A 19,703-nucleotide genomic window follows, 5' to 3' on the forward strand; every position below is an offset into this window, starting at 1 on the left:
AAACAATGTCCACCAGGGATAATTTCGAGGCCGCCGCATCAAGCGCCACGACAGATGTCGCGCATTTTGATGAGACCGGATCAGGCTTCGTTGGGAAACTTCACCACGCGTTACATGTGACGCCAGCGCTGGTGCCGCTTATCGTGCTGGTCGCGTCAATCGTGGTCTTTGGCGCGCTGATGGGGTCCAAGTTCTTCTCGCCCTTCGCGTTGACGTTGATTTTGCAGCAGGTGCAAATTGTCGGCATCGTGGCCGCGGCGCAAAGCCTTGTTATCCTGACGGCGGGGATTGACCTTAGCGTTGGCGCGATTGCCGTCATCTCCTCGGTCGTGATGGGGCAGGTGACCTTTCGCTATGGTTTGCCTGCCGAGGTTGCCGTTGTCTTGGGCCTTGCCTTTGGCACTTTGATCGGCACGGTGAACGGCTGGCTGGTCGCTGTGATGAAGCTGCCCCCGTTTATCGTGACGCTTGGCATGTGGCAGATCGTGCTGGCGGCGAATTTTCTATATTCCGCGAATGAAACCATTCGCAGCCAAGACATTGCAGCGCAGGCCCCCTTGCTTCAACTGCTGGGGACGAAATTCAAACTGGGCGGCGCGGTGTTTACCCTTGGCGTGATTTTCATGCTGCTCTTGGTGCTCGTGCTGTCCTATGTTCTGAAACACACCGCTTGGGGCAGGCACGTGTATGCTGTGGGCGATGACCCGGATGCGGCCGAGCTGTCGGGCGTTAACGTGAAAAGGACCATCATCTCGGTCTATGCCATCGCCGGTTTGATCTGTGGCTTTGCAGGATGGGCGCTGATCGGGCGGATCGGCTCTGTCTCCCCCACTTCTGGGCAGTTGCTGAACATCGAAAGCATCACGGCGGTTGTGATTGGCGGTATCTCTCTGTTTGGCGGGCGTGGTTCGATCCTTGGAACGTTCTTTGGGGCGTTGATCGTGGGTGTCTTTACACTTGGGTTGCGACTGGCTGGGGCCGACGCGCAATGGACTTTCTTGCTGATCGGCGTGTTGATTATTGGCGCTGTCGCAGTGGACCAATGGATTAGAAAGGTAGCCGCGTGATGGAACCGATGTTGAAAGCCCGCGGGCTGGTGAAACGCTATGGCCGGGTAACGGCCCTTGATAATTGTGACTTCGATCTGATGCCGGGTGAAATCCTTGCCATTATCGGCGACAACGGTGCTGGCAAAAGCTCGTTGATCAAGGCGATCTCGGGCGCTGTGACGCCAGACGCGGGCACCGTGACGCTGGAGGGCGAAGAAATCCGCTTCCGTTCGCCGATTGATGCGCGCAATGCGGGGATCGAGACAGTGTATCAAACCCTGGCCATGTCACCTGCCTTGTCGATTGCCGACAACATGTTCATGGGCCGCGAATTGCGCAAACCCGGCTTTCGCGGATCGGTCTTGCGGCAACTGGACCGCAAGCGGATGGAAGACATCGCCCGCCAAAAGCTGTCCGATCTGGGGTTGATGACGATCCAGAATATCAATCAAGCGGTCGAGACATTGTCGGGTGGCCAACGTCAGGGCGTCGCCGTGGCGCGTGCGGCGGCCTTTGGGTCAAAGGTGATTATTCTGGACGAACCCACAGCGGCCTTGGGCGTCAAGGAAAGCAGACGGGTTCTGGAGCTTATTCTGGAAGTCAAAAGCCGTGGTATCCCGATCATCCTGATCAGCCATAACATGCCCCATGTGTTTGAGGTGGCGGACCGTATCCACGTGCACCGTTTGGGTAAACGTCTCTGTGTGATTGATCCGAAAAACTACACGATGTCGGACGCAGTTGCATTCATGACAGGCGCTGCCGTGCCGGACGCGGCTTAGGGCGCACCCGCTGTGTTGGAGGCGTTGGCCCGTAAAATTGGCGCGGTGGCATATACCGGCAAGCGGCGTATCGTCGCTTTGGCCGGGCCGCCCGCTAGCGGAAAATCCACATTGGCCGAAACGCTTGAACGCAACGACAGCACCATGCAGGTCGTCCCCATGGATGGTTTTCATCTGGACAACGCCCTGCTGATCGAACGCGGTTTGCTAAGCCGAAAAGGTGCCCCTGAAACTTTCGATGTCGCTGGTTTCATCCACCTTATCCGGCGGTTGAAAACCGAGGATGATGTCGTGTTTCCCCGCTTCGACCGATCCCTTGATATGTCAATTGCGGGGGCGGGGATCATACGCCCCGAAACAACGACAATACTGGTCGAGGGTAATTACCTGATGCTGGACCAACCCGTTTGGCGGGACCTACGGCAGATTTGGGATTTGTCTGTCGGCATCGACGTCAGCCTGCAGGTCTTGGAACAACGCCTGCTGCAACGCTGGATCGACCATGGCTATACCCCTCGGGACGCGCAGGCAAAGGCCGAAGGGAATGATTTGCCGAACGCAAAGCTTGTGCTGGAAAGCGCATATCCTTGCGACATCATCATTGCCCAAGACCAGCAATCCATTATGGCATGACCGGCCCCAAGATCGGCAAAGGTGCATCCCATGGATGCCAACCCATAGGCTAGCCAGCCGCGCATTAAAAAAGCCTTAAGATTTCGCTGGCATCCGCGTATTTTCCCACTTATTTTTGTCGGGAATTTGATCAACGGGTCGGATAGCCGTTATTTTTGCGAGGGTTCTAAATGAGCGAACAGTCATCCCAAATGTCTGTGGTCCAGGACCATCAGGCTTATCTAGACGGCACACATGATTTTCAGATCGATATTGAGCGGCTGGTCAAAAGTGATCTGGTTCGGACGATCTTAGAAACGGTCATGTTGGCGACGAACGCGCGCTTTGCCGCCGTGGCCCGTGTCACGAATGACCGGTGGGTTGCATGCCGTTCGGTGGACGAGGTAAATTTTGGTATTGCCGAAGGCGACGAAATCGAAATTCAATCGACGTTTTGCCAGACTGTCAGGGACACCGGCGACGAGGTCATCTTTAATAATGTCGCGACAGACAAGGTTTATCGCGACGATCCTATCGCTGCAAAATTTGGCATCGTCAGCTATGCCTCGGTCCCTATTTACCGCAGTGATGGCAGCTTTTTCGGGACGCTATGTGCCATTGATACCGAACCGCGTGATCTGGGCGGTTTGCGGGCCCATGCGATGCTAAAGATGTTTGCCAATCTGATCGGGCGCAGCCTGTCGGCCGAGGAACGGATCGAGGCACAAGAGCTAGAGCTGGAGCACGAGCGCAAGCTGGGTCAAATCCAAGAGGAATTTGTCGCGATTTTGGGGCATGACCTGCGCAATCCGGTTGCCGCTTTTGCATCCGGTCTGCGGCTGTTGGGCAAAGAGCCGATGCCGGATAAGGCACGGTCGACGCTGAACCTGATGCGCGCGCCCTTGCACCGCATGAACGAGCTGATTGATAACCTGATGCTGCACGCGAAATCGCGGCTTGGCGGCGGGATCAATATCCGTTCGACCGAAGACGCGCCTTTGGCCGTTGCCGTCACCGAAGTTGTCGAAGAAATACGCACCGTGGCCCCTGAACGCCAAGTCGAGCTGGACTTGCGTTTTGACCGTCCGATCACCTGTGACGCATCGCGCATTGCGCAAGCAGTTTCAAACCTGTTGTCGAACGCGATGTCACACGGCGCACCGGGAACGCCGATCAAAGTGGTCGGCGAATGCAGTGCCGGTCAGGTCATCATCAGCGTCGCCAATCAGGGGCAGGAAATCCCGGCAGAGCTAAGAGAGAACCTGTTCCGTCCGTTCCAGCGCGGCCGGACGTCAGAAGGCGAGGGCCTTGGCCTTGGATTGCATATCGCGTCCACCATTGCGCGCGCCCATGGCGGGGCGATCGCGGTTGATAGCAATGCGGCGGGCACGGTGTTTTCGGTTCAACTGCCTGGTTAAGCCGTCAAACTGAAACATCCGCACCCGCCGTTAAACGCCCGTGTGAACCAGCGCAGGGTGACCTAGGCGCGGTTCCATTCACGGTCGCCCTTGGCATCTTTGACGCGCGTGGGCAGACCGATGTTATCAAGCAGTGAAAACAGCGGCTTGGGGTCCAGCTCCTCGACGTTCATCATGACCCCTTGGTCATAAGTGCCATCGGCGATCAGCATCGCCACGGCTACGGGGGGCACGCCCGCTGTGTAGGAGATACCCTGGCTGCCGACCTCGTTATAGGCGTCTTTGTGATCGGCGACGTTATAGACGAACACCTCGACCTCTTTGCCGTCTTTGATGCCTTTGACCAGATCACCGATGCAGGTTTTGCCTGTGTAATTCGGCGCAAGGCTCGACGGGTCTGGCAACACGGCCTTGACCACTTTCAGCGGCACGACCTCTAGACCCTCGGCTGTGACGACCGGCTGTTCCGACAACAGCCCAAGGTTTTGCAGGACCGTAAAGACGTTGATGTAATGATCGCCAAAGCCCATCCAGAACCGGATGTCAGCCTCTGGATAGTTCGCGGCGAGGGAATGCACCTCGTCGTGGCCGGACATATAGGCCTTTTGCTTGCCCACAACGGGAAGATCCCATTCGCGGCCAACCTCGAACATCTTGTTCTCTTGCCACGCGCCTTCCTGCCAGCTGTACACGGTGCCGGTGAATTCGCGAAAGTTGATCTCGGGGTCGAAGTTGGTCGAGAAATATTTGCCGTGGTCACCGGCGTTAATATCCACAATGTCGATCGAGGTCACTTCGTCCATGAACTCGTCCACGGCAAAGCGGGCAAACGCATTGACCATGCCCGGATCAAACCCAGCCCCCAAAATCGCGGTCACACCTGCGGCTGCACAGTCTTCGCGGCGCTTCCATTCATAGTTGCCATACCATGGCGGCGTTTCGCAAATCTTGGTCGGGTCTTCGTGAATGGCGGTGTCGATATAGGCGGCACCGGTTTGAATGCAGGCCTCAAGCACTGTCATATTCACAAAGGGCGACCCCACGTTGATCACGATCTGCGCGCCCGATTTGGTGATCAGCGCCGCGACCGCAGCACTGTCCATACCATCAACCTGATGCGCCTCAAAAACGCCGTCCTGTTTCATCGCCGCCTTGTCGTGGACGGTTTGAATGATCTCTTGGCATTTTGACAGGGTTCGGCTTGCGATATGCAAATCACCCAAGACATCATTATTTTGCGCGCATTTATGGGCCACAACCTGTGCAACACCGCCTGCGCCGATGATCAGAACATTACGTTTCATATATTCAAAAGACCTCTTTTTAGTGGGTTCAGGACAGTGCCGCGGCAAAGTCGTCATAGTCAAAGTCGCGCACCATGCGTGTGGTTCCATCAAGCTCGCGGATTGCGATGCTGGGCATCTTGACGCCGTTGAACCAATTTTTCTTGACCATTGTGTACCCTGCAGCGTCTTGAAATGAAATGCGATCCCCGGCCCTTAGCGGCGCGTCAAATCGGAATTCGCCAAAGATATCGCCGGCAAGGCAGGATTTTCCGCAGATCATCCATTGGTGGTCGCCCACGTTCGGGGTGACCTTTGCAGGCTCGCGGTAGATCAGCAGATCCAGCATATGCGCCTCGATGGAACTATCAACGATGGCAAGGTTTTTGCCATTATGCATTGTGTCCAGCACCGTCACCTCGAGCGTCGCGGCACCGGTGATCGCCGCTTCTCCCGGCTCAAGATACACCTGCACGCCATAGGTCTGGGCAAATGCCTTAAGGCGCGCGGCAAGTTGGTCCAGCGGATAGCCTTCGCCGGTAAAGTGAACGCCGCCACCCAAGCTGATCCAATCCATACCGTGGATCAACGCGCCAAAGCGGTCTTCGATCAGGGTCAGCATATCGTCGAAACGGTCAAAGCTGTCGTTCTCGCAGTTGTTGTGAAACATCAAACCGCTGATTTTATCGCTGACCTTGGCGATCTCGGCCGGGTCATGTTCGCCCAACCGGCTAAAAGGGCGGGCGGGATCGGCCAGATCGAATTCGGATGTGGAAACGCCGGGATTGACCCGCAACCCGCGCACATGCCCTTGGGATACGCGATCGAATTTCGACAACTGACCGATTGAGTTGAAAATGATCTTGTCGGAATGGGCCAGCACCTGATCAATCTCGTGATCTGCATAGGCAACCGAATAGGCATGGGTTTCGCCCGGAAACTTTTCATGGCCCAAGCGAACCTCATACAGCGATGACGAGGTCGATCCGTCCATATACTCCGACATGAAATCAAAGACCGACCACGTCGCGAAGCATTTCAGCGCGAGCAGGCATTTGGCACCGGAGGCCGCACGTAGCTGTGCGATCTTTTCAAGATTGATCAGGAGGCTGGATTTATCGATCAGGTAATAGGGGGTCTGCACAGCAAAACCTTTCATTGGGTCCATGTCGTGCGCCTGGGCGCTGAGCCGAAGGAAATATAGAAACATCAAATGAATGATGTGGCGATATGGTACGTCGTTTGCCGCTTTTTCGAAAGGGGCGTTTAGCGGCTCTGCCTGATCTACGCAACGGTGAAAACTATTCAAATCCTTTAATGATCTGGCGGATGCACGACGGGGTCTCGTTGTCTTTTCTACAGCCACGCCCTTGCCTATGGGGTGGCCGAAACCTACTGCTAGGCCCACGGCCCCTTTTTTCCCCATCAGGTCAGACACAGCGCATATGCCCATTAACGTTCCTGCCAACCTCACCGGCTATGCCGCCGCGTGGAGCATTGTTTTTGTCTGGTCTTTTTGGCTGATTGTTAGTCGGGTCGCCAATAACAGTGGGCTGACGATCTATGATCTGGCCGCGTTCCGCTATGGTCTGGCGTCGCTGGTGGCTGTGCCGCTTTGCATTTACTACAAGCCGTGGCGGGGTCTGAGCCTTAAAAAGATCGCCGTTGTCTCATTTATCTTGGGGCCGATCTATATCCTGACCGTCTTTTCCGGCTTTAAATATGCACCTGCTGCGCATGGCGGGATATTCATGAACGGGCTGCTGCCCTTGATCAGCATCATTTTTGCCGTCTTTATCACGCGCATGCGGCCCGGATTTCGGCAATTGCTAGGGGCCGGCATGATCCTTGTTTCCGCGGTCGCGCTGTCCTTTGATGCAAGCGTCAGCAGCGGGGCAGACGCATGGATTGGCGACATCCTGTTTTTGATCGGCGCGCTGTTTTTCTCATCTTATGTCATCCTGTCCGAGCGGTGGCAGTTGGGTGCGATGCAGATCATTTTTTGTGGGACCATCGTGAACGCGGTTATTTATCTGCCGATATGGGCGCTTTGGCTGCCGTCCGGCATCGCAACGGCACCTATGGGGCCGCTGGTGCTGCAAGCCATCTATCAGGGCTTTGTGCCGAACCTGATTGGCCTTCTCTTTATCGCCTATGCCTCGCGAACGATTGGCAATGGAAACACCTCGTTCATCCTCGCGGCAGTGCCAGGGGGCGGGGCTATCCTCGGGGCGCTGATCTTGGGCGAAAGCCTAAGCCTGATCAGTGTTTTCGCGCTCGTGGTCCTGACGGTCGGATTGTTGATCAGCGTTCGTAAGCGCAAACCGCTGCCCGCCTGATAGGGGTGGCAACGGTGCATATGCGTATGTCATCGCCACCCGTATGTCAGACCGTTCAAAATGCCTTCAGACTTTCAGTAATTTTCGCCCGTACCCGCGCCGCCGCTTCGGCTTTGACCGGGCCAAAGCCGCGAATATCCATGACCAGCCCAGCGATGCGGGCAGCATCCTCTGCATTGCTGGCGGTTAGGCCTGCGGTAAGCGTTTTCAGAACCGCGCGATATTCACGGATCAAAGCACGTTCCATCCGGCGTTCCTCGGTATAACCAAAGGGGTCTAACGGTGTGCCGCGCAAGCGTTTCATCGTCGACAATCCGCGAAATGCAATCTGCATCCAAGGTCCAAAACTGCGCTTGATCGGGCGTCCACGAGCGTCTTTCGCGCCGGATAGCATGGGCGGGGCAAGGTGATGGCGGATGGTGACGTCGCCGTCAAACCGGTCCTTCAAACCCTCAATAAATCCTGTCTGGCTGTGCAGACGCGCAACCTCGTATTCATCCTTATAGGACATAAGCTTGAACAACCCCTTTGTGGCTGCCTCGGTCAGGGGGCCTGCTGCCCCGATAATTTCGGTCTCGGCTGTGCGCACATTTTTGATGGTCGCGCGGAAGGTGTCCGCCCATGCTGCATCTTGATACTCGGCCAGAAATGCCGCCCGACGTTGGATCATCTGATCCAGCGTCTGAACGGCACTGACGGGCAGGTTCGCGGCGGCCTCGACCGCCTCGCGGTCATGCACCACCAACCGCCCCCAGCCAAAAGCACGTTTGTTCTGCTCGGGTTTGACACCATTCAGATCGATGGCCTTCATCAGCGCGGCCAGAGAAAGCGGCACCAGCCCGGCTTGCCACGCGGCCCCCAGCATCATCACGTTGGCAAATACCGTGTCGCCCAACAGGGCCTCGGACAGGGCGTTGGCATCCAGCGTGTGCAAGCCTGTGGCATCGACGCTTTTGGATATGGCCTGTAGCCGGGTATCGGCGTTCAGATCGGCATCGCGGTTCTGCACCAGATCGCCGGTTGGCATTACGGCGGTATTCACCACTGCGCGCGTCCCCGCGTGATAGGTCGACGATGCTTTGGGCGATGAACTGACAACGATATCACAGCCGATCAACGCGTCGGCAGAGCCGGGCTCGACCCGCACCTGATTAACCTCTGCCGCGCTGTTGGCCATGCGGATATAGCTGATGACGGGCCCGAATTTCTGGGCGAACCCCATGAAATCCAGAACCGACGCGCCTTTCCCTTCGAGGTTGGCGGCCATGGCGACCAATTGCCCAACTGTCACGACCCCAGTGCCGCCGACACCGGTCACGACGATATCCCAAGGCTTTGACAGATCAGGCTGGATCGGGGCGGTCAGAGTTTGCGACAACCGGTCAAACGCTGCTTTGCCGCGCCCTTCGCCGCGCTTTAGCGTACCGCCTTCGACGGTCACGAAGCTGGGGCAGAAACCGTTGACGCAGGTGAAATCCTTGTTGCAGGTGTTCAGATTGATTTTACGTTTGCGGCCGAATTCGGTCTCTAGGGGTTCGACGCTTAGGCAGTTGGATTCAACGGAACAATCCCCGCAGCCCTCGCAGACCAGCGGGTTGATGACGGCGAATTTCTTGGGGTCTTCCATCTGACCACGTTTGCGCAGGCGGCGCTTTTCTGTGGCGCAGGTCTGCTGATAGATTAGCACGGTGGTGCCGGAAATTTCGCGCAATTCGCGTTGAATGCGGTCTAGCTCTCGGCGGTGATGCACGGTGACGGCACGCGGCAGGTCGGCGCGGTGAAACCGTTCGGGCTGATCGGAAACGATCACCACCTTCTTTGCGCCTTCAGCTAAAACGGATGTCGCAATCGCCTCGACCGAAATGGGGCCATCTACTGACTGCCCGCCGGTCATCGCGACGGCGTCGTTGAACAGGATTTTATAGGTGATGTTGGTGCCCGCGGCGATGGCTTGGCGAATGGCCAGTGACCCCGAATGGTAATAGGTGCCCTCGCCAAGGTTTTGAAAGATATGACGATTGCCGTTAAACTGCGATCTGGCCACCCAGTTCACACCTTCGCCGCCCATCTGGATCAGCGACGTCGTGTTACGCCCCATCCAACTGGCCATGAAATGACACCCGATGCCCGCAAGGGCCTGACTGCCCTCGGGTACCTTGGTCGATGTGTTGTGCGGACAGCCCGAGCAGAAATAGGGCGTGCGTGTCGCGCCGGGGATGTTGATCGGGTTGGGTGTGGGGCTCGCTTTGTTGGCCACGTCAGTCAGGTCAAGATCGGCAAAATTACGCTCCAACCGCTGGGCAATGTGGCGGGCCAGCATGACCGGGCCCAACTCCTGCGTCCACGGGATCAGCCGGTCGCCATTCTCATCGCGTTTGCCGACCATGCGGCGTGGTTTGCGGCCGGGGAAGTCATAGAAATGTTCTTTCAGCTGGCTCTCGATAATGCCGCGCTTTTCCTCGATGACCAGCAATTCGTCCTTGTCTTGCGCAAAGGCCAATGCGCCTTCATGCTCTAGCGGCCAGACCATGCCGACTTTGTACAGGTCGATGCCCAGCTCTGCCGCGCGGGCCTGATCAATGCCAAGCAAGCGCAGCGCCTCTAGCACGTCCAGATGGGATTTGCCGGTCGTGACAATGCCAAAGCACGCGGGATGGTTCCATTCGGCCCGATCAATAGGGTTGGCGCGGGCAAATGCCAGGACGGCGGCTTTTTTATGTTCCAACCGCGCCTCGATCTGCGGGCCGGGCAGGTCGGGCCAGCGGTAATGTAGGCCGTCAGCGGGTGGGGTGAAATCGTCGGGTGTGGCGAACTCTCGCGGGGGCAGCAGGTCAAAAGACATGCCGGATTCGACGGTTTCTGAGATGGCCTTGAACCCCACCCACATCCCCGAATACCGCGACAGCGCATAACCCCATTCGGCAAATGGCAGGAACTCTGCCACGCTCGCCGGGTTCAGCGTCGGCATGAAGAAGTTCATGAAAGCGACGTCGGATTGGTGCGACATCGACGAGGATACGCAACCATGATCGTCGCCCGCGACCACCAACACGCCACCATGCGGCGACGACCCGTAAGCGTTACCGTGTTTCAGCGCGTCGCCCGCACGGTCCACGCCGGGACCCTTGCCATACCACAGGCCGAACACCCCAAGACATTGCTTGTCGGGGTCGCTTTCAACTTGCTGTGTGCCGATCATCTGGGTCGCACCGAATTCCTCGTTCACGGCTGGCAGAAAGGTCACGCCTGCCTCTTGAACAAATTTGGCGTTACGCCCGATCTCAAGGTCGATCCCGCCCACCGGCGATCCGCGATAGCCAGAGACATAGCCGCGCGTGTCCAGCCCATTGTCCCGGTCGCGGCGCGCCTGATCCAGCGCCATACGCACAATGGCCTGCGTGCCGGTCATAAAGACCCGACCCGAGGTTCGCGAGTAGCGATCGCTAAGGGCGTAGTCTTTTAGGATAGGGGTTTGATCGGTCACGGGGCGGCCTCGCATGGGTGGTGATTGGTTTTGGTATAAATACCTCGGTTTGGCTGGGGGATGTGTTCAATCAGGTTGCTGTATTGACACTTGATGAATTGAACGTTTCAAATATACTCAAATCATGAATGAAATAACGCCGCTTAGCCCCGCCGAGTCAAAACTGCTTTCGATCCTGCAAGAAGACGCTTCGTGTAGCGTGGCGGACCTTGCCGAGGCGACAAACAGTTCTGCCGCCACGATCTGGCGCCGCATCCGTAGTTTGGAAGAACGCGGTATCATCGGCCCGCCGGTGCGTCTTGTTGATCCGGCCAAGGTCGGGCGCGGAATGGACGTCTATTGTCAGGTGCGAATGAAGTCTCAGGACGCCCAAGCGCGCGCCGCTTTTCAACAGGCCATTGACGCGGAGCCTGCCATTATTGAGGCGTATTCCGTCACCGGGGATTGGGATTACATGTTGCATATGGTGGTGCAGGATATCGCTGATTTTGAAGCGGTATTAATGCGCCGCTTGCTGGATCTTGACTGTGTTGCAGGGACGTCGACCGTGTTTGCATTGCGCCGGATTAAACACACGAGCAAAATTCCGGTCTAAGCGATTTTCGACGCTTAAACGTCGGCAATCGATGCCGGGGGCAGCGCCCTTCGAGGGGCGATCGGGCGCGGTTTGCTTGACCAGACCATGCGAACAGGCGCGCGGGCTGCGCAATTTTTCTATTCGCTTTTTGATGGCAATTTTAGGTGTCGCCCCCCAAAGAACATGTCTTTGTGAGGCCGTGTTTCACCAAAATTTAATAGGTTTGCGGGATGACTGCCCTATCAAATTCAGTCGTTTCGGCTTTTGTTTAAAGGGTGCCCGTGGTGAAGTCTTCAGAACCCCATATGGGGGGCGTTTCCATTTTACATATCGCCATCGTTTTGATGTCTTTGGCGATGACGATTGGCGCATATCTATATTCAAGGCATCAAGTTGATTTGCAGGTCGAAAACCGGTTTCATGCGGCGAAAGACCGTGCAATTGGCCTGATTGTCGATCGTATGTCGCGATATGAAGACGCGTTGTGGTCCGGCGTGGCGCATGTTGATGCGCTGAACGGTCAGACCAACCGTTTGGATTGGAAGGCCTTTGCGGGCTCGCTGAAAATACGCGAACGATATCCAGGGGCCAACAGCTTTGGCGTTATCTCTTATGTGGAAAGGGATGAATTCGCGCAGTTTCAAGCCGCACGTGCCGCCGAAGGCCCGGGTTTCGATGTCTATCCGGTGCATGATCAAGATTTCCTACTGCCGATTACCTATATCGAACCCGAAGACATAAACGCGGCGGTTGTTGGTCTGGACGTTGCGCACGAGACAAATCGCAGGGCTGGCGTTTTGGCGATCCGCGACAGTGGCACCGCCCAGATTACAGGGCCAATTGTCCTGACGCAGGACAGCGGTCACACGCCGGGTTTCCTGTTCTACACGCCGTTTTATCGTGGCGGAAAACCGCAAACTGTAGAGGCACGGCAAGAACAATTTGCGGGCGTCGTATACGCGTCCTTTGTCGTGCGTAAACTGGTCGAAGGCCTGCTGTCAAAAGACCTGCGCGAGGTCCGGTTCAGCATTCGTGACAATGACAAAATTATTTACGATGAACATAGCGACGAGGACCCTCTACACGACGACAATCCGATGTTTTCAGATACGGTTTCGCTGGATATGTACGGGCGCAACTGGGTCCTTGATATCCGCACGAACGCGGCCTTTCGGCAACAAAATGGTTCGGAACAGCCGACACTGATCCTGATCGGCGGATTGATTATTGAAATTTTGGTGTTCTCCTTGCTGGTGATGCTTGCGCGGTCTAACAGGCGCGCACAAGCTTATGCGCGTCAGCTTACCGTCGATTTGCGTTCAAAAACCGAACATTTGGAACGCGCAAATGCTGAAATCGAACAATTCGTCTATATCGCGTCGCATGACCTAAGGACGCCGGTACGTGGGATCGGGTATCTCGCTGATATAATCGAGGAAGATCTGGAGGAAATTTTTGGCCCCCTTGATGATCACGCCGAGATCAAAGGCCAGTTCAAGATGATCCACGAGCGGTTGAACCGGATGAATGACCTGACAAAGGGCATTATGGAATTTTCCCGGATTGGCAACTTTGAGGCCGAAGTCCCCCCCAGCATGAACCTCGAGGCGTTAATCGCCGATTGCGTCGTGGATATTTGTGTGGACGCTGCACAGATAAAGCTGTCCTCTGACGTCGATAAAATATCCTGCGACAGTTATAATTTCCGCCGTGTCCTCGAAAGTTTGATCACGAATGCGTTTAAGTATCACCCCGAACCGGATGCCGCGCAGATCGATGTGAGCGTCGAAGATCAGGGCAACCAGCTGAAAGTTTCAGTTCGTGACAACGGCAAGGGTATCTCGCCCGAGTTTCACGGCAGAATATTCGATGTTTTCCAGACCCTTCGGAAGGGGGATGAGCCGGAAAGTACGGGTATCGGATTGGCCATCGTGAAAAAAGCGGTGCAGCGTCATGGCTACAATATCGCGGTGTCATCATCAGAGAAGGAAGGCGCTGAATTCACGTTCTTTTGGCCCAATACCCAAACATCCGAAGACCCCGAGCTGAGTAAGGTTGCCTAATATGGCACGTCAAATGAACATTCTTTTGGTCGAGGATAACCCCCTTGATGCAATGATTGTCGAGCGGACGATTTCCAAAATCGCGCCGGGCACCTTTGTCGAACGGGCCGAAGACGGGATAGAGGCGTTAGAGGTGATTCAGTCTGGGAGGCTGCCTGACCCATTTATGGTTTTACTGGACATAAACATGCCCCGGATGAACGGGCATGAGTTTTTGAAAGAACTTCGGTCACACAGTGACGCATCAAGCAGCATCGTTTTCATGTTCACAACATCAGACAGCGTGCAAGACATCGAGCGCGCCTATGCCGAGCGGGTGAATGGATATATCGTGAAGCGGCACAATAAAGAGGGTATGAAGTCTGTTCTGGAAACCCTGCAAAGCTATTGGATGACGTGCGAATTACCCTGCCGGCCAGACGAGCGGAGCCTCAATTTGGCATGATCCGGTTAGGTGGCCTTTGTCACTGACTTGTTGATCGCAGGGGAGCGATGTCGTTGCGGATGTTGCCGCCCGCTCGACTAATGGGGCCGGGAGCCAGAACCCGCACGATACTACCCACGCCAACTCGGATGGTTAATGCGGTATCCCACTGCAATGCCAAACAGCTCAATCTCCGCATTCCAACATAATAACCAAACTCACACGTCCCTTGCCGACTGCGCGGGATGGTTCTTCGATGCTCCGCGGTGCCGGTTTACGACTTAACGTTGCGCGGTGTTTTGATCCATCAGCTCACAGCCCGCGTGGTTTTTTCGTTGACACATTGCCGAATGGCGGCAAGGATCGCCGCTAATAAATCCTGCTGAGAAATGTGAAAGTTTTGTAAAATCAACGATTTAAGTGCTGTTAGCGTTTGACAGGTGTTCAACTGCAGATGTAATGAATTCTGCGTAGAACGCGTGACAGGTGCCCGTGTCAAAGACCTTTAAAAACAAGGGGATTGACCGGATATGATGGCCGAAAAAATCTGGCTCTGGCAGGGCGTTAGGAAGAATACTTTTAGGGAGAGACCATGACATACTTCAAGCAGGCCGCCTCTGCGGTGGCGCTATTCGCGACGATGACTGCACCCGCTTTTGCCGAGTTTACACTTAGCGATCGTTACACCGATGCGGATGGTGATCTGATCGCGGATATTCCGGCAGATGCCGCTGATCAGATTGATCCGTCGACGCTGATTTTTGCTTATACCCCGGTTGAAGACCCAGCGGTTTACGCCGAAGTTTGGTCCGGTTTTCTGGACCACATGAGCGAAATCACCGGCAAAAAAGTTCAGTTCTTCCCGGTACAATCCAACGCTGCCCAGATCGAGGCGATGCGCGCCGGGCGTTTGCACGTTGCGGGCTTTAACACCGGTTCGAACCCATTGGCCGTGGCCTGTGGCGGCCTGCGCCCTTTTGCAATGATGGCGGCCGCTGACGGATCGTTTGGCTACGAGATGGAAATTATCTCCTACCCCGGTTCCGGCATCGAAAAAATCGAGGACATCAAAGGTAAGAAACTCGCCTTTACCTCCGAGACGTCGAACTCTGGCTTCAAAGCGCCTTCCGCGATCCTTAAGGCAGATTTCGACATGGAAGCAGGCCGCGATTTTGAACCTGTATTCTCAGGCAAACACGACAATTCGATCTTGGGCGTTGCGAACAAAGATTACCCTGCAGCAGCCATCGCGAACTCTGTCAGGGCGCGGATGGTGGAGCGTGAAGTGGTCACCGACGATCAGCTTACGACCCTTTACACATCGCAAACTTTCCCAACGACCGGCTATGGTGTGGCGCATAACCTGACGCCCGATTTGCAGGCCAAAGTGAAAGAGGCTTTCTTCTCGTTTGATTGGGAAGGGTCCGCTTTGGAAGAAGAATTCGGCAAAAGCGGCGAAGCGCAGTTTATCGAAATCGCGTTCAAAAAAGACTGGGAAGTGATCCGCAAGATCGACGATGCAAACGGCGTCGTTTACAACTGCCAGTAACTTTTTAGAAATTAACCAGGACAGGCGGGCGCAGATGCCCGCCTGTTGCATTTCGGAGCGTTCATAATGCTGAAATTGAAAAACCTGTCGAAAACCTACAAGACGGGTGACACGGCCCTGAGCGATGTGACGCTCGAGATCAACAAAGGCCAGCTTGTCGGGCTGATCGGCCCATCGGGGGCGGGGAAATCCACCTTGATCCGCTGTATCAACCGTTTGGTTGAACCCACCTCGGGCGAGGTGTGGTTGGGGGATGTCGATCTTGCGCAGTTGGGTCGTACAGAACTGCGCCATCAGCGCCGACGGATCGGGATGATCTTTCAGGAATATGCTTTGGTCGAACGCTTGACCGTGATGGAAAATGTATTGTCGGGCCGGTTGGGATATGTTCCGTTCTGGCGCAGTTGGTTACGCCGCTTTGAGGCCGAGGATATCCGCCGCGCCTATGAATTGCTGGACCGCGTTGGGCTGTTGCAACATGCGGACAAGCGGGCCGATGCCTTGTCTGGTGGACAGCGCCAAAGGGTCGGCATTGCCCGCGCCTTGATGCAAACACCCGATCTGCTGCTGGTGGACGAACCCACGGCCAGCTTGGATCCAAAAACCAGCCGTCAGATCATGCGTCTGTTAACCGAAATTTGCGCCGAACGCGGCTTGCCCGCTATCGTGAACATCCACGATGTGCCTTTGGCGCAATCCTTTATGGAACGGATTGTCGGCCTGCGCGCGGGTGAAGTGGTATTTGACGGCCCCCCAACCGACCTGAGCGAAGACGCACTGACCGAAATTTACGGCGCTGAAGACTGGAACACGATGGGCCGCGAAGATGACGACGAAGACAATACGCCGTTGGACGTCGCACAGGCCGCCGAGGTCATGGTATGAGCAGCTATCCCGGCACATGGCGGCGGCCACCACAAATTGTGTCAGACAAACGTGTTCGCATTGCCCTGCAAATCGGCGTGTTGGTGTATCTGGTACTGGCCCTTGGGTCGGTCGAGGTGAACTGGCAGCGCGTCTCCGAAGGGTTGGAGCGCGGACAACGGTTTATTATGGGCTTCTTGCAACCGGATTTCAGCAGCCGTTGGAAGGACATCAGCCAAGGGTTGATCGAAAGCCTGACGATGACGCTGACCTCAACAGTCGTGGGGGTGCTGGTGTCGATCCCGTTTGGCATCGGTGCCTCGCGCAATATTGTGCCGCGCCAAGTGTATGTATTTTGCCGCGCGGTTATTGCCATCAGCCGGTCGTTGCAGGAATTGATCGTGGCGATTTTTCTGGTGGCGATGTTTGGCTTTGGCCCCTTTGCGGGCTTTCTAACGCTGTCCTTCGCGACCATCGGTTTCATCGGTAAACTGCTGGCGGACGAGATCGAAGAGATCGACGAAGCGCAGGTTGAGGCGATCCGGTCAACTGGTGCGTCTTGGTTGCAAATGTTGCATTATGCGATCCAGCCACAGATCATGCCGCGTCTGATCGGGCTGTCGCTGTACCGTCTGGATATCAATTTCCGCGAAAGCGCGGTGATCGGGATTGTCGGCGCGGGCGGCATTGGCGCGACATTGAATACCGCCATTGACCGGTACGAATATGACAGTGCGGGTGCCATCTTGTTGATCATCATCGCCATCGTGATGGTGGCCGAATATAGTTCAAGCTATCTGCGGAAGTTCCTGCAATGACACAAACAATACCTCGTGAATGGGCGCACCGCGCCCCCGCCCAGCGTGCGATGCTATGGCTCGGTTGGTTTGCTCTGGTGGCACTTTTTGTCTGGTGCTGGCAGATTATGTCCAAGGATACGATCTGGGCCTTTGTCTGGGATGCCCCCGATCAGGCCTTGGATATTGGCAGCCGCATGATGCCCCCGAAATGGGCCTATCTGCCGCAATTGATGAAACCCCTGTGGGACACGTTGAATATTGCGACACTGGGCACTGTCGGCGGGGTCATCATTGCGATCCCGGTCGCCTTTTTGGCGGCGCGAAACACCTCGCCTTCCACCACGTTCCTGCGGCCGATTGCGTTGTTTATCATCGTGACGTCGAGGTCGATCAATTCGCTGATCTGGGCGCTGCTGTTGGTGGCGATTATCGGGCCGGGTCTGCTGGCCGGGATCATTGCCATCGCGCTGCGGTCGATCGGTTTTGTCGGCAAATTGCTGTACGAGGCGATCGAGGAAACGGACGCCCGCCAGATTGAAGCGATCACGGCAACCGGGGCAGGGCCTGCGCAGGTTCTGACCTACGGAATCGTGCCGCAAATCCTGCCCGCGTTCTGGAGCATCTCAGTCTTTCGCTGGGACATTAACATTCGCGAAAGCGCCATTTTGGGGCTGGTCGGTGCAGGGGGTCTTGGCCTTAAGATGAACGCATCCTTGGCCATTTTGGCATGGGATCAGGTGTTCGTGATCCTGCTGCTGATCCTTGCGACAGTGGTGCTGAGCGAATGGGTGTCGGCCCAGGTGCGCAAAGCGATTATCTAATCTGCGATCTCAGGTGGCGGCCCAAACCCGCCACCTGAGATATCCGCCCTGTCTAAGCGTTGACCACATTTTTGATAACAATCTGATCCATCTTGTCACCATGCAGGATCGATACATCACCCGTTGTTTCCAGAATGGCGGCGTGGACGGTCGATAGGTCTAACGCGTTCGCATTGCGAAGTTTGGCGATCAGATCGCTTTCGGACACGCGGGTTGCGCGTAGTGCATCATGCAGGATCACCCCGTCGCGCATCAGAAATACGGGGGTATTTTCCAGCGCGTTGCTGATTGCTTTGCTGCGCTGGCGAAGGATAGAGGCCCCGAATTGAACGGCAAAAAGACTGACCATCGCCGCCAATATCTGGACAAGCCCTGTCCAATCGTTTGCTTGGGAAGCGCCGGCCAAAAGCGACCCCATCGCAACGGTCATGACGAAATCAAAATTTGTCATCTTGGAAAACGACCGCAACCCGACGATGCGCACCAAAAGAATGATCCAGCACAGGGCAAAAGCGCTTAGAAAACCGCCGCGGGCGATGGCGTCAAGCATGGAATTGTCGAAAAACATCTGTCTACTCCTCTATTTTATAAGGCTCAATGCGCGGCCCCCTTGAGGGGCCTCAAACCTGCCGTCGCGCATATCACCATCCAAAAGACGATGTAGGGCAATCGGCCATGCCCGCCAGAGGGGCGGTTAAAACGATGGCGCAAGACGAAATTTGGCCCAATCCGGGTTTCGGCTGTAGGCTGCATCAGCGCGGAGGCGAAAAGCCCAAGTGGCTAATTGACTATGGGGCTTCGGCCTGAACGATCAGCAGATGATATAGATGCCATGTGGCATGGCCCAGCAACGGCAGCACGATAAACAGCCCTAGAAATAGTGGGACAAGCGATACCAATGTGAGCATGGCAATGAAAACCGCCCAGCCCAGCATGACGGGCAGATTGTGTGCGACATAGCTAAAACTGGCCGCCATCGCGGTGATGAAATCCACTTCGCGGTCCAGCACCATGGGGATTGCCAGAACCGTGATCATATACAAAACCAACGCGAATATCGCGCCTACGAGGGTGCCAACGGTTAACATGGCCAGCCCGTTGGGGGTTAAAAAAACCTCGGCCGAGGAGGAAATATTGGACATCGGGGAAAGGCCCAGGAACAGCGCAAAAATCATATGGCCTAGGAAAAACCAGAACAGAAAGATCACAATGCTGATGGCCCCGATCATCGGCAGGGACCGCTTGCGCTGCAGCATGACCACACCCAAAACATAGGGCACACTTGGTCGTTTTCGCGCCTGTAATTCGCGCGAAACCTCGTAGAGGCCGACGGCGATAAAGGGGCCAAGCAGTGGAAAGCCGAACACCGCAAGGACCAGCCAGAAGGTCGTTCCGGTGTGCCATGTAATCCATGCCATGATCCAAGCGGCGATCACATAGACGGCAGCAAATCCAAGCCCAAATAACGGCGCGCGCCGCAAATCCGCCCACCCCAGTCTAAGCGCTTGCAACAGGTCGGCGGTCGTAACCGCGCGGAACTTGGGCGCACCTGGGTGCATCATTTGATCGCTTGCGGTGTCGTTCACGGCTGGCAGGCTCCGGTCGGTTTCGATCATGCCACAGTGACAGCCCGCACGC

17 protein-coding genes are annotated in these 19,703 nt (G+C 55.9%); 12 read left to right on the forward strand and 5 right to left on the reverse strand.

What is annotated here, in order from left to right; genetic code table 11:
- Window positions 1-5 precede the first annotated feature (5 nt).
- From AADJ11_RS06030 to AADJ11_RS06045, 4 genes are all read left to right on the forward strand, one after another.
- Window positions 6-1,067: an ABC transporter permease gene (locus AADJ11_RS06030; RefSeq protein WP_341233619.1), complete on the forward strand. Its 1,062-nt coding sequence runs from the start codon at window positions 6-8 to the stop codon at window positions 1,065-1,067.
- The gene (locus AADJ11_RS06035) at window positions 1,067-1,831 is read left to right on the forward strand and encodes an ATP-binding cassette domain-containing protein (RefSeq protein ID WP_341233620.1); all 765 of its coding nucleotides are present in this window, start codon (window positions 1,067-1,069) and stop codon (window positions 1,829-1,831) included. The genes AADJ11_RS06030 and AADJ11_RS06035 overlap by 1 nt, the downstream gene beginning before the upstream one ends.
- A 24-nt stretch (window positions 1,832-1,855) precedes the next feature.
- Entirely contained in the window at window positions 1,856-2,464 is a 609-nt protein-coding gene (locus AADJ11_RS06040; RefSeq protein ID WP_341233621.1) for a nucleoside triphosphate hydrolase, read from the forward strand.
- A gap of 170 nt (window positions 2,465-2,634) precedes the next feature.
- Entirely contained in the window at window positions 2,635-3,861 is a 1,227-nt protein-coding gene (locus AADJ11_RS06045; protein ID WP_341233622.1) for a GAF domain-containing sensor histidine kinase, read from the forward strand.
- Between the two features lie 62 nt (window positions 3,862-3,923).
- Here AADJ11_RS06045 and AADJ11_RS06050 read toward each other — a convergent pair whose 3' ends face one another.
- Both AADJ11_RS06050 and AADJ11_RS06055 read right to left on the reverse strand, forming a co-directional pair.
- Entirely contained in the window at window positions 3,924-5,165 is a 1,242-nt protein-coding gene (locus AADJ11_RS06050) for a saccharopine dehydrogenase family protein (RefSeq protein ID WP_341233623.1), read from the reverse strand.
- Window positions 5,166-5,193: 28 nt separating this feature from the next.
- Window positions 5,194-6,288: a carboxynorspermidine decarboxylase gene (locus AADJ11_RS06055; protein ID WP_341233677.1), complete on the reverse strand. Its 1,095-nt coding sequence runs from the start codon at window positions 6,286-6,288 to the stop codon at window positions 5,194-5,196.
- A 301-nt stretch (window positions 6,289-6,589) separates the two neighbouring features.
- Between AADJ11_RS06055 and AADJ11_RS06060 the strand changes: the two genes are divergently transcribed.
- Window positions 6,590-7,483, forward strand: coding sequence for a DMT family transporter (locus AADJ11_RS06060; protein WP_341233624.1), 894 nt, complete (start codon window positions 6,590-6,592; stop codon window positions 7,481-7,483).
- A 55-nt stretch (window positions 7,484-7,538) separates the two neighbouring features.
- Here the strand turns inward: AADJ11_RS06060 and AADJ11_RS06065 are convergent, their stop codons facing one another.
- The gene (locus AADJ11_RS06065; RefSeq protein ID WP_341233625.1) at window positions 7,539-10,967 is read right to left on the reverse strand and encodes an indolepyruvate ferredoxin oxidoreductase family protein; all 3,429 of its coding nucleotides are present in this window, start codon (window positions 10,965-10,967) and stop codon (window positions 7,539-7,541) included.
- Window positions 10,968-11,091: 124 nt separating this feature from the next.
- Here AADJ11_RS06065 and AADJ11_RS06070 point away from each other — a divergent pair, with 124 nt between their 5' ends.
- The 7 genes from AADJ11_RS06070 to phnE (AADJ11_RS06100) all read left to right on the forward strand — a co-directional run bounded on the left by AADJ11_RS06070 (window position 11,092) and on the right by phnE (AADJ11_RS06100) (window position 18,065).
- Window positions 11,092-11,562, forward strand: coding sequence for an Lrp/AsnC family transcriptional regulator (locus AADJ11_RS06070; protein WP_341233626.1), 471 nt, complete (start codon window positions 11,092-11,094; stop codon window positions 11,560-11,562).
- A 266-nt stretch (window positions 11,563-11,828) separates the two neighbouring features.
- The gene (locus AADJ11_RS06075) at window positions 11,829-13,607 is read left to right on the forward strand and encodes a CHASE domain-containing protein (protein ID WP_341233627.1); all 1,779 of its coding nucleotides are present in this window, start codon (window positions 11,829-11,831) and stop codon (window positions 13,605-13,607) included.
- Between the two features lies 1 nt (window position 13,608).
- Window positions 13,609-14,052 (forward strand): response regulator, encoded by a 444-nt coding sequence (locus AADJ11_RS06080; RefSeq protein ID WP_341233628.1) that lies wholly within the window; start codon window positions 13,609-13,611, stop codon window positions 14,050-14,052.
- Between the two features lie 619 nt (window positions 14,053-14,671).
- On the forward strand, window positions 14,672-15,580 hold the full coding sequence (phnD, locus tag AADJ11_RS06085) for a phosphate/phosphite/phosphonate ABC transporter substrate-binding protein (RefSeq protein ID WP_341233678.1): 909 nt from the start codon (window positions 14,672-14,674) through the stop codon (window positions 15,578-15,580).
- A gap of 66 nt (window positions 15,581-15,646) precedes the next feature.
- Complete coding sequence (gene phnC, locus AADJ11_RS06090; protein WP_341233629.1) at window positions 15,647-16,465, forward strand: phosphonate ABC transporter ATP-binding protein; 819 nt, start codon at window positions 15,647-15,649, stop codon at window positions 16,463-16,465.
- Entirely contained in the window at window positions 16,462-17,262 is an 801-nt protein-coding gene (gene phnE / locus AADJ11_RS06095; protein ID WP_341233630.1) for a phosphonate ABC transporter, permease protein PhnE, read from the forward strand. The genes phnC and phnE (AADJ11_RS06095) overlap by 4 nt, the downstream gene beginning before the upstream one ends.
- A 50-nt stretch (window positions 17,263-17,312) precedes the next feature.
- A complete protein-coding gene (gene phnE, locus AADJ11_RS06100) occupies window positions 17,313-18,065 on the forward strand; it encodes a phosphonate ABC transporter, permease protein PhnE (RefSeq protein WP_341233679.1) in 753 nt (250 codons plus the stop codon).
- 52 nt (window positions 18,066-18,117) lie between these two features.
- Here phnE (AADJ11_RS06100) and AADJ11_RS06105 read toward each other — a convergent pair whose 3' ends face one another.
- Window positions 18,118-18,633: a YetF domain-containing protein gene (locus tag AADJ11_RS06105; RefSeq protein WP_341233631.1), complete on the reverse strand. Its 516-nt coding sequence runs from the start codon at window positions 18,631-18,633 to the stop codon at window positions 18,118-18,120.
- Window positions 18,634-18,853: 220 nt separating this feature from the next.
- Entirely contained in the window at window positions 18,854-19,627 is a 774-nt protein-coding gene (locus AADJ11_RS06110; RefSeq protein ID WP_341233680.1) for a DUF2189 domain-containing protein, read from the reverse strand.
- Between the last annotated feature and the right edge of the window lie 76 nt (window positions 19,628-19,703).

This window comes from uncultured Sulfitobacter sp. (genome assembly GCF_964021855.1).
Lineage (GTDB): Bacteria > Pseudomonadota > Alphaproteobacteria > Rhodobacterales > Rhodobacteraceae > Sulfitobacter.

Excerpts from the sequence above, each read along its gene's own strand:
- AADJ11_RS06030 (WP_341233619.1), top strand. The coding sequence starts at position 6 with ATGTCCACCAGGGATAATTTCGAGGCCGCCGCATCAAGCGCCACGACA.
- AADJ11_RS06035 (WP_341233620.1), top strand. The coding sequence starts at position 1,067 with ATGGAACCGATGTTGAAAGCCCGCGGGCTGGTGAAACGCTATGGCCGG.
- AADJ11_RS06045 (WP_341233622.1), top strand. The coding sequence starts at position 2,635 with ATGAGCGAACAGTCATCCCAAATGTCTGTGGTCCAGGACCATCAGGCT.
- AADJ11_RS06050 (WP_341233623.1), bottom strand. The coding sequence starts at position 5,165 with ATGAAACGTAATGTTCTGATCATCGGCGCAGGCGGTGTTGCACAGGTT.
- AADJ11_RS06060 (WP_341233624.1), top strand. The coding sequence starts at position 6,590 with ATGCCCATTAACGTTCCTGCCAACCTCACCGGCTATGCCGCCGCGTGG.
- AADJ11_RS06070 (WP_341233626.1), top strand. The coding sequence starts at position 11,092 with ATGAATGAAATAACGCCGCTTAGCCCCGCCGAGTCAAAACTGCTTTCG.
- AADJ11_RS06080 (WP_341233628.1), top strand. The coding sequence starts at position 13,609 with ATGGCACGTCAAATGAACATTCTTTTGGTCGAGGATAACCCCCTTGAT.
- phnD (WP_341233678.1), top strand. The coding sequence starts at position 14,672 with ATGACTGCACCCGCTTTTGCCGAGTTTACACTTAGCGATCGTTACACC.
- phnC (WP_341233629.1), top strand. The coding sequence starts at position 15,647 with ATGCTGAAATTGAAAAACCTGTCGAAAACCTACAAGACGGGTGACACG.
- phnE (WP_341233630.1), top strand. The coding sequence starts at position 16,462 with ATGAGCAGCTATCCCGGCACATGGCGGCGGCCACCACAAATTGTGTCA.
- phnE (WP_341233679.1), top strand. The coding sequence starts at position 17,313 with ATGCTATGGCTCGGTTGGTTTGCTCTGGTGGCACTTTTTGTCTGGTGC.
- AADJ11_RS06105 (WP_341233631.1), bottom strand. The coding sequence starts at position 18,633 with ATGTTTTTCGACAATTCCATGCTTGACGCCATCGCCCGCGGCGGTTTT.
- AADJ11_RS06110 (WP_341233680.1), bottom strand. The coding sequence starts at position 19,627 with ATGATGCACCCAGGTGCGCCCAAGTTCCGCGCGGTTACGACCGCCGAC.